The organism is Gilvirhabdus luticola (genome assembly GCF_040117515.1).
Lineage (GTDB): Bacteria > Bacteroidota > Bacteroidia > Flavobacteriales > Flavobacteriaceae > Gilvirhabdus > Gilvirhabdus luticola.
The window spans coordinates 392064-410582 of sequence record NZ_JBEEEN010000001.1 but is presented as its reverse complement, the minus strand read 5'-3'; the positions used below and the strand labels follow the sequence as shown (position 1 = coordinate 410582).

Annotated in this window: 7 protein-coding genes; 6 read left to right on the top strand and 1 reads right to left on the bottom strand. The window is 34.3% G+C overall.

Annotation, left to right across the window (positions count from 1 at the left end; all coding sequences use genetic code 11):
• From AAFP94_RS01820 to AAFP94_RS01800, 5 genes are all read left to right on the top strand, one after another.
• The gene (locus AAFP94_RS01820) at positions 1 to 2304 is read left to right on the top strand and encodes a PorP/SprF family type IX secretion system membrane protein (RefSeq protein WP_316660868.1); all 2304 of its coding nucleotides are present in this window, start codon (positions 1 to 3) and stop codon (positions 2302 to 2304) included.
• Positions 2305 to 2366: 62 nt separating this feature from the next.
• Entirely contained in the window at positions 2367 to 10535 is an 8169-nt protein-coding gene (locus AAFP94_RS01815) for a T9SS type B sorting domain-containing protein (protein WP_316660870.1), read from the top strand.
• Between the two features lie 31 nt (positions 10536 to 10566).
• Positions 10567 to 11550: a PorP/SprF family type IX secretion system membrane protein gene (locus AAFP94_RS01810; protein WP_316660872.1), complete on the top strand. Its 984-nt coding sequence runs from the start codon at positions 10567 to 10569 to the stop codon at positions 11548 to 11550.
• Between the two features lie 166 nt (positions 11551 to 11716).
• The gene (locus AAFP94_RS01805; protein WP_316660873.1) at positions 11717 to 13336 is read left to right on the top strand and encodes a glycoside hydrolase family 32 protein; all 1620 of its coding nucleotides are present in this window, start codon (positions 11717 to 11719) and stop codon (positions 13334 to 13336) included.
• A 2-nt stretch (positions 13337 to 13338) separates the two neighbouring features.
• Entirely contained in the window at positions 13339 to 14223 is an 885-nt protein-coding gene (locus tag AAFP94_RS01800) for a carbohydrate kinase family protein (RefSeq protein WP_316660874.1), read from the top strand.
• Between the two features lie 2 nt (positions 14224 to 14225).
• Here the strand turns inward: AAFP94_RS01800 and AAFP94_RS01795 are convergent, their stop codons facing one another.
• A complete protein-coding gene (locus AAFP94_RS01795) occupies positions 14226 to 15245 on the bottom strand; it encodes a LacI family DNA-binding transcriptional regulator (protein WP_316660875.1) in 1020 nt (339 codons plus the stop codon).
• A 266-nt stretch (positions 15246 to 15511) separates the two neighbouring features.
• On the opposite strand from AAFP94_RS01795, the gene AAFP94_RS01790 reads away from it, so the two are divergent.
• The gene (locus AAFP94_RS01790) at positions 15512 to 18511 is read left to right on the top strand and encodes a SusC/RagA family TonB-linked outer membrane protein (protein WP_316660877.1); all 3000 of its coding nucleotides are present in this window, start codon (positions 15512 to 15514) and stop codon (positions 18509 to 18511) included.
• Positions 18512 to 18519: the final 8 nt, after the last annotated feature.

Below are 18519 nucleotides of genomic sequence, written 5' to 3'. Positions count from 1 at the left end.
ATGAATAAAACTCTACTATACATGACATTATTATTATTTTTTAGCGCACACCAACTTTACTCTCAAGAAGATGGTGTTGTTGCTTTAGAATTGCCTGTTAGAAATTCTTTAAAATTTAATAGGTTTGTGGTTAATCCTACCTTTAGTTTTGTCAAAGAGGAATATAGATATGTGAGTTTTACCAACAAAAGACAATGGGTACAATTTAATGATGCACCACAAACTTACTTATTTAGTTATTCAGGAAAGGTTAGAGATAATATTGGAGCCGGAATCAGTTTGTTTCAACAAGATTATGGTGTGCTTACAACCTTTGGAGGTGTTTTAAACTTTGCTTACAATGTTACATTAAACAATGAAAGCAACTTGACCTTTGGTATGAATCTAGGTTTCTACAAAAGCGGTTTAAACGAAGGTAAAGTTGTAACCAATTTTCCAGACCCATCTCTAGACAATATTCCTTCTAATTTTATATTTACTGTAAATCCAGGAATCAATTACGGAACTACGTTTTTCGATTTTGGTTTATCTATAAATAATGCAGTTGCATACAATATAAAGACATCAGAAATCATTGAAGACAATCCAGAGCAAGGTATTCAAGCTCATATCATGTACACTGGGTTTATGAATTCAAGAGGTTTCTTTGATCAAAGTAAATTTTCCACATTGTTACGTTCAGAATTCAAGAAGGATGAAACCGCGATTTCTGGAGTTGCAATGTTATCAGTTCCCAAAGGAATTTGGGCACAAGCTGGTTATAATACCCTATATGGAATGTCTGCTGGTATTGGATTAAATATAACCAAGGAAATAGCAATAGAATATAATTACGAGAATGCTGTTGGAGATTTATCAGATCTTGGGAATTCGCATGAGTTTACAATTGCCTATAGATTTAAAAAGACGGAAAGACGTAGTTATTTAGATAACAATGATGAACAAGCATTATTTATGCCTTCAAGAAAATCTAGACGTGTTCTTGCTAGTCAGGCTCCGCAAAGAAAACCTTGGCCAGAAACTAATACTAGTCCAGTTGAAGCCAAAGAAGTTGAACTCAATACTACAGCAATAGTGCCTGATATAATTGAAGAAAACAATACTTCAGAACCTTCTGAAGAAAACCAAGCTAATACTAACCTTGTAGAAGAATCTCAAGAAAAATTGGCAGAAGAAACCAAGCTTAAAGAAGAAGCTGAAGAATTGCAAAGACAAGAAGAGGCAAGATTAATAGCTCAACAGGAAGAACAAGAAAGATTAGCTGAAGAAACACGCATCAAGGCAGAACAAGAAGAACAGGATAGACTTGCTGAAGAAGCACGTGTTAAGGCAGAGCAAGAAGCTCAAGAAAAATTAGCCGAAGAAGCTAGATTAAAGGCAGAAGAAGAGGCAAGAATAAAAACAGAAGAAATGGATGAAATAGTATTATCTGCACCTGGAGATAAGAATGCTGAATCCATGAATGATTTAATAGAATTGACAGAAAATTCAAAAATCGAGCAACAAGAACTATTAATAAGATTGAAAGAAAAAGTAGACGTCAAACAACAAGATCTAGACGATTTAAAAGAAGAAAATGATTTAAGCGAACAAGGAATTTTCTTGGAGCCTAAACCATTCAAGAGTATCTCGGCTGAAAACAGAATTATTGCTGCTATTCAATCAGATTTAGACAATCTAATAAATTCCCAAGAGTCACAGATTTCTGAATTGGAAAGATTATATGATGCAAGAATAAAGGATACTCCTGAAAATGATTCTGCCAATCAATTTTATTTAAGAAAGATTCAGGAACTTAAATCTATTCGATCTAAAGCTATTCAGTCTAGAGAAGATTTAACAACTAATCTTGAAACGATTGAAGTTGCTACGGAAATAGAGAGAAAACGAAGAATTAGCCGAGCTGCTTATAGTAATGAAGAAGCGAGATATCAAAAAGATAGAGTAACCTTAAACTATATAAAACAGAATACGCCATTGAGTAATACCTCACTTAAACCAGAAAATTTTGATTCAGGCGAAGTGCTGGAGAATATTCAGATTTTAAAAGGTGTCAATAATGTTGAGGAAGGATATTATATAGTAATTGCAGTTCATACAGATATGGAAAAAAGAGATGAGTTCTTAAGAAAGGCAGTTGCAGCAGGACAAGAAAATATCGATTTCTTCTTTGATGTAAATACAAGCAAATATTATATCTATTATGAGAAGTTTAATAATCTAAATGCTGCAACCCAAGCATCAGAGAAAAAAGGAAGCGAACCATACAACAGTAATATGTCTATGGTTAAAATAGAAGAGTAAAAAAAGTAATAATATCATTTTTATCAATGCCCCAAATTGAAAGAAAATATAAATATAATGCCATGAAAAAGCCTACTTTTTATAAAGTACTAATCGTTGTGTTTTTATTATCGTTATGTTTTAGCGGTAATTCACAAACATACGATCCTTTTGCTATTAGAGAAAAAGTAGATGTAAGAGGAAGTATGTTAGTTATAGGTAACGCCATTCTTGGTCAAGATAATTTACCATTTAACGACATAACTAGAGATAATCAGGATATTGATATGCAATATATTGATATTGATAGCGATGCATCTACATTTAGTTCTAGTAGTGCAGAGTTACAATTACCACCTCATCAAGATGGAAGTCCTACAGATTGTTATAGAGTTGCATACGCAGGTTTATATTGGGCTGCTACACTACAAGATGGAGATAGAAGTGATATTGATGAAGTAAAATTTAAGTTACCCGGAAGTTCAACATACATTGATATTACGGGCGAAATCATTTATGATGCCATAGTAAACCCAATTGTTGCCGAAACTGGAGAACCAGGAAATACACCTTATGCTTGTTATGCAGATGTCACTAATTTAGTTAGTGGTTTATCAGATATTGAAGGTAATTATACTTTGGCAAATGTGAATTCTAGTGAAGGGTTTAACTTTTCAACAGGATTATCTGCAGGATGGACGCTTCTTTTAATTTATGAAGACCCAGAACTTCACACAAAATCGTTTACAGTATTTGATGGATTTAGTCACATTTATGATGGTCATCAAGAAACTGTTCCGGTTTCAGGTTTTACAACACCACCTGCTGGACATATCGACTTACAATTTGCTTATGGTGCTCTTGATGGAGATAGAACAAAAAGAGCTACCAAACTTGAAATAAATGGTAAAGAAGTAACAACAGAATTGAGGCCAGCAAATAAATTCTTTGGTTCAGTAATAGAAAATCTTGGTTATGATGGCAACCCTAATCCTCCAAGTATCGTTTATCCAAGGAATCCTTTTAGTGCAAATACATTGGGTTATGACACAGGTTTCTTGGAAATTATTAATTCAGAACCAGAATTTATAAGGAATAATGATACTTCGGCAGATTTTAGGCTTCAGGTTGCAAGAGGTCAAGCGGACCCAATTTTTGCTTTCGTATGCGCATTTGGAGTTGATATTATAGCTCCAGATATAGATCTTACAAAGATTGTGTTGGATACAGATGGAAACAACATTGATGGTGATGATGTGTATTTAGGACAAAATTTGTTTTATGAAATAACTTACCAGAATGTTGGCAATGAAGATATTACTAATTTTACCATAACAGATATACTACCTGAAAATATTATTTTCGATCCTTCAACCGATATTGATTTAAGTAATGCAGGTGGCGCAACATTACAATCTTACGACCCTAATACTCGAACAATTATTTTTAATATTCCAGATGAGTCTGTTGAATATGGAGATCCGGTTTTTACAATTCGTTTAGCAATTCAGGTTGTTCCAAATTGTTACGATTTAAGCCAGGCTTGTTCTAACGAAATAATAAATCAAGCTTTTGGTACTTATAGTGGTGTTTTAAGTGGAATTACTGTTGTAGACGAAGAAAGTTATGCTACTATAGAATGTTTAGGAGCTCCTGGATCTACAAACTTTTTGGTGGATATATCGAGTTGTGATTTTCAAAGAACTGAAGTCTTATGTGGTTCAAGTACAGTTTTAACAGCTGCAGATGGGTATGACAGTTATTCATGGTCTACAAGTCCTACAGGAACTCCAGTAATTGGAACAGGACAAACATATACTGCGACAGCACCTGGAGATTATTATGTAACAAATACAACATCGGCAACTTGTATCTCTATTGATGAACAGATTACAGTAATTACTTATGGTAGTGATCTAACAAATCCCGTAATCCCTTATGCGGACTTATTACCGGTTTGTCCGAACGATGGTAAAGTATTGCCTTACATATTCTTATGTGGTGGTAATGATTCAAGAACAATTAATACAGGCATTAGTGATGCAGTATCAATTATATGGGAACAGTTGGATGAAACCAGTTGCCCACCGATGATTGTTGATGATTGTGCCAACGAAAATGATACTTGTACTTGGAACCAAGTGGCTACAGGACCTGATTTTATTGCGGATACTTCTGGAGAGTTTAGAATAGTTATTAATTATCCTGGTGGATGTTTTAATATATTCTATTTCAATGTTTATCAGAATTTGTTAGTACCTACAATTACTGCTGAAGATATTATTTGTACTACTCCTGGTGAAGTTACAGTAGGTGGAGTGCCGTCTGGATATGAATATAGTTTAGACCCAAGCGGACCTTACCAATCTTCAAATATATTTAGCATAAATACTCCTGGTTATTATATTGTCTATATAAGACAAATAGGAGTAAATACTAATCCTTGTATTTTTGAAACACCTAGTATTTATGTGAGACAAAGAGACGTTACGTTTACAACCTCGGCCACACAGCCAGATTGTAATGATGATTTTGGAAGTATAAGCATCGCAGTTAATGATGCATTACCACAATATTATTATAGTATATATGAAGGTGCAACTTTAGTGAATAGTGTTGGTCCAATTTCAGCAAGTGATTATACATTTAATAATTTAAATCCTGGAACCTATACTGTAAATGCAAGTACAGATGATGGCTGTATTTATTCTGAAATCATTGACATTTTGGAGCCTCCTGTAATAACAGTTACTGCTGCATTGACACAACCACTTACGTGTACAGATGGAGAGATAACTATCTATCCAGTTGGAGGAGTTCCACCATATAATTATTACATAAATAGTACAACAGTTTCACAAAATACACCTGTTTATGTTGTTACTACGGCTGGTGTTTATGATATAACAGTTTACGATTTTAATGGTTGTAGCGCTTCAACATCAATTACAGTTGATGGCATTCTTCCTCCAGAATTTACAATCACAAATACAGATGTTTTATGTGCTGGTGATAGTGATGGAACCATTAATATTAATGTTACTAATGCCAATGGGAACAGTCTGCTTTATAGTATTGATAATGGAGTTACTTTTGTCAGTTCATCAGTTTTCACTGGATTAACTGCTGGAACTTATGACGTAATAGTTCAATACACTTATGGTACAGATGTATGTGCTTCAACTGCACAACCAATAACCATTACTGAACCATTGCCAGTAACAGGAACAGTTGCATTAACTACGCCTTATACTTGTACAACTAATGGTATAATAACAGTTTCAGGAGTATCTGGAGGAACAGCTCCTTACACCTATAGCATTGATGGCATAAACTTTCAAGCAGGTAATACGTTTACTGGATTAACTGAAGGAACTTATACAATTACCATAAGAGATTCTAACAATTGTTTATTTATTGCTGCACCAATTACAATAGATGCTTTAAACCCGCCAGAAGATTTAGATTTTAGTAATACACCTTTAAGTTGTCCAGCAATGACTTCAGATGTGACTGTTTCTAATACAGTTGGAGGTACAGCACCATTTGAATATCAAATTATTGCTCCAGCATCAGCTGTAACAGCTTATCAAACATCAAATGTATTTACTGGATTAGCACCTGGCACGTACACGTTCCAAGTTAGAGATGCAAATGATTGTACTTATGCTGAATCGTATACAATTGCACCATTACCACCATTAACGGTTAATGTTGTTTTAACTAAAGATTTAGATTGTTCAGCTTCACCAAATGCAATCATAACGGGAATAATTTCAGGTAGTTTTCCACCTTATGCTGTTAATTTAATTCAGGGAACTGGTAGTGCAGTTGTAAGTGGAAATACATTTACTTTGACTACTCCTGCATCAGGAGACTATCAATTTGAAGTAACCGATTCTATAGGCTGTACAGTTCAATCAGGTGTTATTTCAGTTACAGATATAGTTCCAGTAACAGCATCTGTTATTGCAACAGATCCTACGTGTAACGGTTATGCAGACGGTTCAATCAGTTTAACCGCTCTTACGGGTGAAGCTCCTTTTACTTATAGTATAGATGGAGGAGCAACTTTTGCCTCATCAAATGTATTTGGAGGCCTTATTGCTGGAACTTATAATTATGTTGTAATGGATAGTAAAGGTTGTGATGTATCAGGTTCAATCAACTTAACAGATCCATTACCTCTAAATGTAACAATTGTTAGAAATGCTATTCAATGTAGCCCAATTGTTTTGGGTAGTTTAGATATTACCATTAATTCTGGTGGAATTGCACCTTTTACATACACCTTATATGATAACACTTATACTCAAATAGGTAATATTACTACTGCTTCTACAACAAATACGTTTGTAGGATTAAATTTTGGAGATTATTATGTAACAATAGTTGATTCAAATGGTTGTGAATATATTAGTACTGCACAGAGAATTGAAACTCCACCGAGTATTAATGTAACTGGTAATGCATCAACAGGATCTTGTGCGACAGGAGCAACAGTAGACCTACAAGTTATTTCTGGAGTTGGACCCTTTACGTATTCAATTTATGGTCAACCTGCAACGTCATTTGGTCCTACACCATCTACAACTCATACCTTTGTTGGTTTAAATCATGGGGTAACATATCAATTCCAAGTGATTGATGGAGGTGGTTGTTATTCTATTATCGAGGTTACAACACCAGTTTTATCTCCAATGGATATCACTCCAATTACAACAACTGATGTGAATTGTTTTGGAGATAGTGATGGAAGCGTAAACTTTACTGTGATAAATTATGATGCATCTGTAACATCAATATATTATGAAGTTCAAGATGTACTAACCAATACTCCAATTGTTCCAGCTTTTAATGGGATTTTTACAGGCCTAACAGGAGCTCCAGTAAGTGGAACAATAACAGGATTGTCAGCAGGCAACTATACACTATTTGTCAGAGAAGCTGATGGAACGTTGTGTACAATTTCAACACCATTTCAAATCAGCCAACCAGTTCAGTCTCTTTCTTCTGTAGTTTCAGCAATTGAAAATGCAACTTGTAATGCTGAAGCTCAAGTAACGCTAACAACAACCGGTGGTACAGGACCTTATCTTTATGCTGCTGGGGCACCAGGTTTTGTACCTGCTCCAGGAGATTTTGGGACTAGTAATGTTATTTATTTAGATTACACAATTAGAACTAATTGGGATATTGTTGTAAGAGATGCCAACGACTGTGAAATAAGAATTAATGAAACTATTGCCATAGATCCTGACCCGGTAGTTTCTGCATCATTGTCAAATCAATGTACTGCAACCGAAGGTAATTTTGAAATAGATGTTATCTTAACAACAGCTGGAGTTGGGCCATATAGTTTTAGTATAGATGGCGGAGCTTTCCAAACAAATACTGCACCATTTACAATAACAAATTTATCATCAGGGGCACATACTGTAGAGGTAAGAGACTTTAACGGTTGTGGTAATTTGGTGATTGTCGATATTCTTACTCCTATTGAGTTGATACCAGATGTTACTGGATTACCAAGTTGTAATAATGATGATGGAGAGATTACAATAACAGGTTCAGGTGGTTCAGGAACTTATACATATACTATAAGTCCAAACCCAGCATCTATTAGTGTTGCGGGGAATGTATTTTCAGGTGTACCATCAGGAACCTATATGATTACCATGACAGATACAGTGACCTCATGTACAAATGATGTTGAGATTTTAGTGCCAGAAGCCACACCTTTGAGCTTTACAACACTTCCAACGGCAGTTACTTGTTTTGGTGATACAAGTGGTTCGTTTGAGATAACTGTTAGTGGTTATGCAGGACCATATACTTATGAAGTATTCAATAGTTTGGGTAGTTCGGTAACTGGTGTTGTTGCAGCAAATACGTCAACAAATCCAGAAGTTGTAACAGGAATGGCGGCAGACAGTTATAGTGTAGTAATTACAGAAACAGCAAGTCCGTTCTGTTCCGCAACATCAAATGTAATCATTCAATCGCCTTCAAACACATTATTAGTAAACGCCACAGAGACATCCAATGTAACTTGTGATGATAATGCAGGAACCATTACTGCTGTAGCAAGTGGTGGTTGGGGCAATTATGAATATGAATTAACTGGCACAACATCCGTTGCCTATTCATCTAACGGAACATTCACAAACCTATCCGCAGGAAGTTATACTGTAAACGTCAGAGATGCAGGTGGATGTATTGCATCTGATAGTGTAACGCTTATTGTTCCACCTCCAATTAATGCTACTGTAGCAGCCAATACAACACTATTGTCTTGTTTTGGTGATACAAATGCTACAATAACTGTGAGTGGAGTAACTGGAGGACAAGGAAGTAATTACAGCTATACACTTAATATGGTTTCTCCAGCAGTAAGCTCTTCAGGGCCACAAACATCACCTATTTTTGATGGTTTAGGAGCTGGAACTTATAATATTGTGGTGACCGATGGATACCAATGTTCGTTCAATTCTCCAGATATTATCATTAACGAACCTACTCAAATACAGGCAAGTTTAGTACTTGAAACACCACAAACATGTTTGACAAATTCAACATTAACCTTAAGTGCTACAGGAGGTACAGGTACCTATGAATATAGTGATACAGCATCTTTTGTAACTATTTTAGGTTCTTTTGCTTCATCAACAACATTTTCGGTTTCAGTAGGAACTCATCAGTATTACGTTAGAGATGTAAATGGATGTATTTCTAATGTTTCTAATGAAATAACTGTTGATCCTTTACCGGCATTAACCATTAATCTGGACGTTACCAATGCCACCGTTAACTGTACTGGGGATAGCACGGGAGTAATTATCGCTGATGCAGAAGGTGGTTTAGGAAATTATATATATACGCTGCAAGATGGTTCAGGAAATGACATTATCGGAGCAATACAAAATAGTCCAGGAGTATTTACAGATCTTCCAGCAGGAAATTATCAAGTTCAAGTGGAAAGTGGAGATTGTTTAACAACGTCTTCAGTGATAACCATTACTGAACCTTCAATAGCATTATCAGAGACACATACAGTAACACCTGTTACATGTACTGGTGAAGACGATGGTATATTGGAGATTTTTGCTATAGGAGGAACAGGAATTATAAAATACGCGATTTCCCCAAGATTGGATCAGTTTTTCGAAGAGCCTATCTTCGATAACTTAAGTCCTGGAACCTATGAGGTTATTGTTCAAGACGAATTAGGATGTTATGTGGTTTTCAATTTTACTGTTGATGCTCCAATTCCTGTAGTACTTTCTATTGTGCCTAATTCAATATTACCAGAAGTATGCGATGGTGATATGAATGGTGAGTTTAGTATTAACATTTCAGGAGGGAATTTACCATACAGTGTTGCTTTAGATGATATCAATGGCACTTATACTGCAGGTACAGCAATCCAAACCCAATTTGATTTTACAGGCTTATCAGGAGGTGATCATATAGTTTATGTAAGAGACGCTCTTGGTTGTGAATCAGAATGGAATATCACATTCCCTGAATCTGTTATTATTAATCCAGAAGCTGTAGTGGAATACAGTTGTGTCAATAATCTATCGAACAATACGGTTACAGTTACGGTGGATGAAAGTACAGACCTTTTGGATTTAGATTTTTCTTTAAATGGAGGAGCATATCAGGGAAGCAATGTATTTGTGAATGTGCTGCCAGGAGTTGGTCATTATATAGACGTAAGACATACTAATGGTTGTATACAAAGAACACCAATTTTTGAAATTGAAGATTACGAACCTATACAATTAACAATACAAGAAGGTGGGTTGAATGAGATAATAGCAACAGCTACAGGTGGAACTGGAATATATGAATATTCACTTAACGGAGAATCTTATGGAGACCAAAATACATTCCTAATTTACGAATCTGGAGACTATACAGTTACGGTTACGGATAGCAATGGATGTATAGCAAGTGCTTCAGGGTACTTTGAATATGTTGATGTTTGTATACCTAACTATTTCACTCCAAATGGCGATGGTTATCTAGATGGATGGGGTCCAGGATGTACGGAAAGTTATAAAGACCTAACCTTCGACATTTTTGATAGATATGGTCGTAAGATAGCCACATTAAAAGTTGGAGAAAAGTGGGATGGGACATATCATGGAAAAGAGCTACCAACAGGAGATTATTGGTATGTTGTAAAATTGAATGATAGCAGAGATGATAGAGAATTTGTCGGACATTTCACATTATATAGATAGAACATGGTAATTAGCCCCAAAAACTAAAATTATGAAGACGAAAAGATTAATCCTATATATATTGCTTGTTGCTGTAACCTATGGTTATGGTCAAGAGCTTAATTTACCAGTGTTTACTCAATATTTAGCAGAGAATGATTTTGTTGTGTCTCCTACATATGCAGGAATTGGTGATAACTTAAAAATTAGGGCGAATGGTTTAACTCAATGGGTTGGAATTAAAGGAGCACCAGACAACCAATCACTCTATGGAGATGTAAGAATTGCAGATCGCTCAGGTGTTGGATTGTCTTTTTATAATGATAGAAACGGTAACACCATCCAAACTGGAGCTAAATTTTCTTTTGCTCACCATTTAATTATCAATGTACCAACGGAACAGTATTTGTCGTTTGGTATATCATTTAATGTCAACAATTTTAAGATCGATATCAACAACTTCAATACTACTTATGAAGCACCTGTCATAGACCCTTACGTTACCGATGATAGGTCTACCACCAATAGTAATTTTGATATAGGCGCATTGTATAGATATAAAGGGTTCTACTTTAGTTTTAATGCCAATAATATTCTTAAGAAAAAGGTAGATGAAGAAAGAGTCGCAGAACCTAATCAGTTGTTAAATTACCAAGTGTATTCTGGTTTCATCATAGGCAAGAATATTCCAAATAGTATTCAATACGAACCCTCAATTTTCTTCCAGTTGTTTGGTAGTGATGGACGATCCAGTACAGATGTTAACTTTAAGGTCAGGAAATACGGTAAGAACATGAATTATTTTTGGGGAGGAATTTCTTATAGATATCTTAACGATCAATTCTTTAAACCACTTAATATAGGACCAATGTTTGGATTCAAGCAATCCATATTTTATTTTGGATATTCGTATCAAGTCACAATGAACGACTTAATATCATACAATTCAGGAACACATATGGTTACTATTGGGTTGGACCTTTTGCGCTCGGCAAGTAATTGTCCGTGTACTAAAAGTCGAGTGAGTTTTAGATAAAATAGCTGCTCGTGTTTATACTATTTAAGTATAATAAAAGGACATTATTAAAAATACAAATTCTTCATACTTGCGATAACGTTTTCGTATTATAAATCAAGTGATTATTTTACTATTTTTTTACTTATAATTTTAATTGTTTTATTTTGTATCAAGTCTTAACAAAATGAAGAATAAGAGATGTCTTATAGCAATGAATTGGTTTACAATAACATTTTTGCTGTTAATACTCTTTACTTGTAAAGACAATTCAAAAAATAAAACAGAACAAATAGTGGATCAAATACTTACAGAAGAACAGCTTTACAGACCAAATTTCCATTTTACGCCAAAGGCCAACTGGATGAATGATCCAAACGGAATGTTTTATTTAAACGGAAAGTACCACTTATATTTTCAATATTATCCTGAAGATAATGTTTGGGGACCCATGCATTGGGGACACGCTAGTAGTGAAGATTTGGTGACTTGGAAAGAGTACCCTATTGCCTTGTACCCAGATAGCTTAGGTTATATTTTTTCAGGAAGCGCAGTGGTAGATACCAATAACACATCTGGTTTTGGTAAAGATGGCAAAGCTCCAGTAGTAGCTATTTTCACGTATCATGATCCTGAAGGCGAAAAAGAAGGCAATATTGATTTTCAAAGTCAAGCCATTGCATATTCATTAGACGAAGGTCAAACTTGGACAAAATATAGCGGTAATCCTGTAATTCCTAATCCCAAGATCAAAGATTTTAGAGACCCTAAAGTGATTTGGGATGAAGATAGACAACAATGGATTATGGTATTAGCTACCTATGAGAAAACCTTGCTTTATGTATCAAAGAATTTGAAAGAATGGAATTTTTTATCAGATTTTGGCGAAGGTATTGGAGCTCATGATGGTGTTTGGGAATGCCCAGATTTTTTCCCTTTAAAAGTTGAAGGCTCTGATGAAACCAAATGGGTTTTGTTGCAGAGTTTAAATCCTGGGCATATTAATGGAGGATCTGGCACACAATATTTTATTGGTGATTTTGATGGGACTCATTTTTTATTAGATAAAGAATTGGAAAAGCAATTAAAAATTGATGAAGCTATTTGGTTGGATTACGGTAGAGACAATTACGCTGGTGTAACATGGTCTAATATTCCAAAATCTGATGGAAGAAAACTTTTTATTGGCTGGATGAGTAATTGGGATTATGCCAAAGAAGTTCCAACTTATGCCTGGCGAAGTAGTATGACCATTGCCAGAGAGTTGAAACTTAGAAAAATGAATAATTCATATATATTATTTTCAAACCCGATTAAAGAATTAAATCATTTTAAGACTAAAGTTTTTGAAAAAAACAGTCTTTCGTTTAAAAGTGAAATGACCATAGTAGATTCAAATCAAATAGATATTAATAAATCTGTAATAGAAATCGAACTTTCAAATTTGAATCATAATACATATACATTTAGTCTTGAAAATTCAAAAGGTGATTTACTTGAATTTGGGATTAATAATATTGAAAAATACTTTTTTATTGACAGAACAAAATCTGGCGATTTAAGTTTTTCGGAAAAGTTTGCAAATGTTGTTTCAAAAGCTCATTTTAAAAACCAATTCGAAAATTTACATATTGAAATGGTTATTGACAAAACGTCGTTAGAGCTATTTTTTAACAATGGAGAAACTGTAATGACCGAAATATTTTTTCCTCGTAAACCGATGAGTTCGTTAAAAATTAGTACGGAAAATGAATCTGAAACAACGATTAATAAATTGGTTGTAAGTCAACTAAAATTTAATAACTAAATATGAATTCTTTTACTTGTTTTGGAGAAGTGCTTTGGGATGTTTTTCCTGATCAGGAAAAAATAGGTGGCGCTCCTTTAAACGTAGCACTTCGGTTGCATTCTTATCAATACGATGTTGCCATAATTAGTTCTGTTGGTAATGATACACTAGGAAAACAACTGAAAGATTTTGTTTTAAAAAATGAGTTGACAAGCAACTATCTACAGACGGATAGGTCTTTAAGTACAGGTAGAGTTATTGTAACTTTAAATGATAATGGTTCTGCAAGTTATGAAATAAGTCAGCCCGTTGCTTGGGATAATATCCAATTAGATATAGCGAATATTGATCGAGTTAAGAAAAGCGATGTTTTTATTTTTGGTAGTTTGGCATGCAGAAATTCAGTTTCAAAACAAACACTTTTAGTTTTATTGAACCATGCTAATCTTAAGGTTTTTGATGTTAATTTAAGACCTCCTTTTTTTAATCTTGAATTGCTTAAAGGTTTAATGAATAAAGCTGATTTTGTAAAATTTAATGATGATGAATTAGAATACATCTCAAAAAAATTAAACTCAAATCTTTCTTCAATTCAGGATAATATGGAATTTGTTTCAAATACATTTAATGTCAAGCATATTTGTGTGACAAGAGGAAGCCAAGGAGCCTTGTTTTTATCCGACGGCAAATTGTATTCAAATGAAGGATATAAAATAAATGTAAAAGATACGGTTGGAGCTGGAGATTCTTTTTTGGCATCATTATTACATAAAATCACTAATGGTGCAAATAAACAAGAAGCTCTAAATTTCGCATGCGCTGTTGGAGCATTGGTTGCAGGTTCAGAAGGCGCTAACCCAAAAATAGAAGAATCAGATATCAATAATTTAATGGGTAGAAAATAGATTTATCTCGTAGAATCTCTGATGACCAATTTTGTTGGCAATTCTACTGTTTTAAATTCCACTTTAGTTTTGGCTTTTCTGTCTTTAATTTCTTTATACAAAACTTTGAAAGCTTGTTTCCCCATTTTAAATCCTGGTTGATTTACAGTAGATAATTTTGGCGAAGTAATACGTGTTAATAGCCAATTACTAAATCCCATAATAGAAACTTCTTCCGGTATTTTCACATTTAGCTCTTTGAGTCCAACCATAACTCCAGTTGCAGTAAGGTCTGTAAAAGCAAAAACGGCATCTACGTCCTTATGATTTTTATAAATTTCCTTGGCAATCTTTTGACCATCTTCAAGAGATAAATGGGGTGCTTCAAAAACTATAGACGTATCAAATTCTATATCATTTTCCTTTAACGCATTTTTATACCCAATAAATCTATCTATGGTGGTTTGAGGTTTTAAAGGACCTCTTACATGAGCAATTTTTTTACAACCAGTATCTATGAGATATTGAGTTGCATTAAAAGCAGCTTTTTGGTCATTAATAACCACCTTACTACAATGTATAGACTTTGTAATCTTGTCATATAGTACTATAGGGAATCCAGATTCTATAAGGTTGCTTAAATGCATATAATCAACAGTATTGTCGGCCAATGACAATAAAATACCATCAACATTTTTATCTAATAAAAGTTCAATTTGTTTTTTCTCAAAATCATAAGATTCTCCAGATTGTAAGGTGATAACTAAATACCCTTTTTTTTTAGCGGCATTAATGACTCCAGCAATGATGCTTGCAAAAAAATGATGAACAATTTCTGGAATGATTAAGCCAATAGTTTTAGATTCTTGATTTCTTAAACTCTGTGCTAAAAAATTAGGTTTATAATTGAGAGATTCAGCTAAAGATTTTACTTTGGCTTTGGTTTCAGGACTAACATCATCATAATCCTTTAGGGCTTTTGATACCGTTGCAACGGATATACCTAAAGTTTCTGCTATTTTCTTTAGAGTAATTTTAGCCATTTTGTTCTTAGCGTAAAAACCGAAAGTATTAATTAAAGGCTTTGTAGATGATTGAATCGATTTATTTAGTTAAATTAAATAAATCTAAAACGTTTTCGACAACTTATTTCGTTTTTTTTTTTGTAAATTCTTGCGGTTAAGTAAAAAAATGATAATATTAGTTAATTAATTGTTAATTTATCACTATCAAAATTCTTAATTTGACAATTACTTTTAAGAACAACTATTCAAACAAACTAAAATTTTAACTAGAATTCTAATTTAATATGAAAAACAAATTACTTAAAAACATGCTGCTCCCAGTATTTTTACTTTTAGGGAGCTTTATTTACGCGCAGACAGTATCTGGTACTGTTTCAGATGCGATGGGGCCAATTCCCGGTGTCAACATTATAATTAAAGGAACAACCACAGGTGTTGCAACTGATTTTGATGGTAATTACGAAATTGATGTTAACAACGGTGATGTTTTGGTGTTTTCGTTTATTGGCTATGTAACACAGGAAATAAGCTACACAGGGCAAAGCACAATTGATGTTTTGTTGGAAGAAGATGCAGCTAAACTTGAAGAAGTAGTTATCATTGGATATGGTTCTACTACGGTAAAAGATGCTACAGGTGCTGTTGCTTCAGTTAAAGCTGAAGATTTTAACAAAGGAGTTGTTACAACACCTGACCAATTAATTCAAGGTCGTGTTGCCGGTGTTCAAGTTACCGCATCAAGTGGCGAACCTGGCGCAGCAGCCAATATCAGAGTACGAGGTACATCATCTATTAGAGCTGGAAACGATCCATTATATGTTGTTGACGGTTTCCCATTAGGAGGTGGAGCAGCTTCACCTGGAGCAGATGTAGGTCTTGGAAGAACAAGTCCTAGAAATCCTCTTGCCTTTATTAATCCTGCTGATATTGCTAGTATTGATGTGCTTAAAGATGCATCGGCAACAGCTATCTATGGATCTAGAGGAGCCAATGGTGTTGTCATTATTACAACCAAAAGAGGAAAAAGTGGAAAACCACAGATAAGTTGGAGCTCTTCTCTTCAGTTTAGTAGTATAGCCAATGAATATGATTTGATTAAAGCAAATGATTATCCTACAGTTGCGGCGGCCGCAGGAAATGCTACACCTGATGCAGGAGCTAGAGTTGATCCTTTAGGTGCTATCTTGCAGACTGCTGTAACACAGCAGCATGATTTTTCTTATGGTGCAGGAAATGACACTGGAAATTATAGAATATCTTTAGGGTTACTTGATCAAGAAGGTATTGTTAAAGGAACCGGACAGGAAAAATATAGCTTTAATTTAAATATGACTCAAAGAGCTTTTAATGATAGAGTGAAGTTTGAAACGAGTTTCTTATCTACTTTCTATAAAGATAAGGGAGAAGCAATTGCTGATAACACTGGTGCTGAAGGTGATTTAATGTCATCTGCTTTAAAATGGAATCCAACGCTTTCATTTTATAATCCAGATGGCACTTATAACCAGCCTAGTGATAATCAAAGAAACCCACTGGCATTTTTAGATTATTATACAGATATTACCGACACTTCAAGAATCTTGGGGAATTTTGCTGTAACGTTTAATATTATTGAAGGCTTGGATTATAAATTTACCATTGGTGTAGATAGATCCGAATCTAAAAGACGCGTAGGTATTTCATCTGATTTTAATACCAATAATACCGTTGGTAGAGGTATAGCAGGTGTAGAATATCTTCAAAATTTCAGTAAATTATTTGAACATACATTGTCTTACAAAACAGACTTAATGGATGACCTAGCGTTAGATGCAGTAATAGGTTATGGATATGGCTCTTACGATTCAAGTGGTAATAGATCTATTGCACGTGATTTTTCAATATCAAATCAAAATAAATATATAAAAGATCTTGGCTATGCTGCTACCTTTAGCCCATCAGAGCAAAGTGCTTTCGAAAACCCTACTGCTGAAATACAATCTTTCTTTGCAAGAGCTAATTTTAACTATAAAGGGAAATATTTGTTAACTGGTACAATTAGAGCAGATGGCTCTAGTAAGTTTGGTAAAAATAATCAATATGGGTATTTTCCATCTTTTGGAGCGGCATGGAGATTATCAGAAGAAGATTTTATTCCTGAGACTTTTTCAAATCTTAAATTAAGGTTAAACTGGGGTATTACTGGTAACCAGGAATTTAATGCAGGTGCGGCACAAACACAATTTGGACCTACTGATGATGGATCTGGACTTCAACAAACCAATGTAGCAAATCCCGATTTACAGTGGGAATCAACCGTACAGTATGGAGCAGGTGTTGATTTTGGATTTTTTAATGGTAGGTTAAATGGTACAATTGATTATTTTTATAAAGAAACAAAAGATCTGCTTTTTAGATTACCGGCAATTCAACCAGCTCCCGATGTAAATTATTGGACGAATTTTAATGATATTAAAGTAATTAATTCAGGCTTGGAGTTGTCATTAAATGGTTCTATAATTAATAAAGAAGATTTTACTTTTGATGCATCTTTTAATATATCGTTTTTAGATAATGAAATTGAAAATGTATCGAATCAATTCCCATTGGGTATCATAACTGGTCAAGTTTCGGGTAGAAGTTTAAGCGGACAAAATGCACAACTGCTATATGATAATCAACCGCTATATGCTTTCTATTTACCAGTTTTTGAAGGCTATGATTCTTCAGGGAATCCTGTTTTTAGAGATGCAAATGGTGATGGTGTTATAAATCCTAATTTTGATGGACCAGGCACTACTTCAGACCGAATCTTTGCTGGAGATCCTAATCCCGATATTCTTATTGGTATTGCTTTGAATTCCAGTTACAAAAAATTTGACTTTAGCGCTAATTTAAATGGGGCATATGGACATCAAATATTAGACAACACCGCTATGGCTCTTTTCTATAAAGCAGCAGTAGTTTCTAATGAAAATGCAACTTATGCTGAAGCCGGTTCTGATGCGAATCCTGCAGGTGGTCCATTTTTGTCTACCAAGCATTTAAAAAGTGGTGATTTCTTAAGGTTGAGTAATTTAACTGTTGGGTATACCTTAAATGGAGAAGATATAAAAACAGATTGGATTCAATCTTTAAGATTATATGCCACAGGCCAGAATCTTTTTGTGATTACACCTTATGACGGGTTTGATCCGGAAGTGAATAAGAATAAAGAGGTAGATGGTGTTCCTTCTTTTGGAATAGATTATATGGCTTATCCAAGGAGTAGAGGATTCTTAATCGGACTAAATGTAAACTTTTAATAAAAAAA

What these genes read in the sequence shown, in the direction of transcription:
- AAFP94_RS01800 (WP_316660874.1), top strand. Translation starts at nt 13,339, where the DNA reads ATGAATTCTTTTACTTGTTTTGGAGAAGTGCTTTGGGATGTTTTTCCT.
- AAFP94_RS01790 (WP_316660877.1), top strand. Translation starts at nt 15,512, where the DNA reads ATGAAAAACAAATTACTTAAAAACATGCTGCTCCCAGTATTTTTACTT.
- AAFP94_RS01805 (WP_316660873.1), top strand. Translation starts at nt 11,717, where the DNA reads ATGAAGAATAAGAGATGTCTTATAGCAATGAATTGGTTTACAATAACA.
- AAFP94_RS01795 (WP_316660875.1), bottom strand. Translation starts at nt 15,245, where the DNA reads ATGGCTAAAATTACTCTAAAGAAAATAGCAGAAACTTTAGGTATATCC.
- AAFP94_RS01815 (WP_316660870.1), top strand. Translation starts at nt 2,367, where the DNA reads ATGAAAAAGCCTACTTTTTATAAAGTACTAATCGTTGTGTTTTTATTA.
- AAFP94_RS01810 (WP_316660872.1), top strand. Translation starts at nt 10,567, where the DNA reads ATGAAGACGAAAAGATTAATCCTATATATATTGCTTGTTGCTGTAACC.
- AAFP94_RS01820 (WP_316660868.1), top strand. Translation starts at nt 1, where the DNA reads ATGAATAAAACTCTACTATACATGACATTATTATTATTTTTTAGCGCA.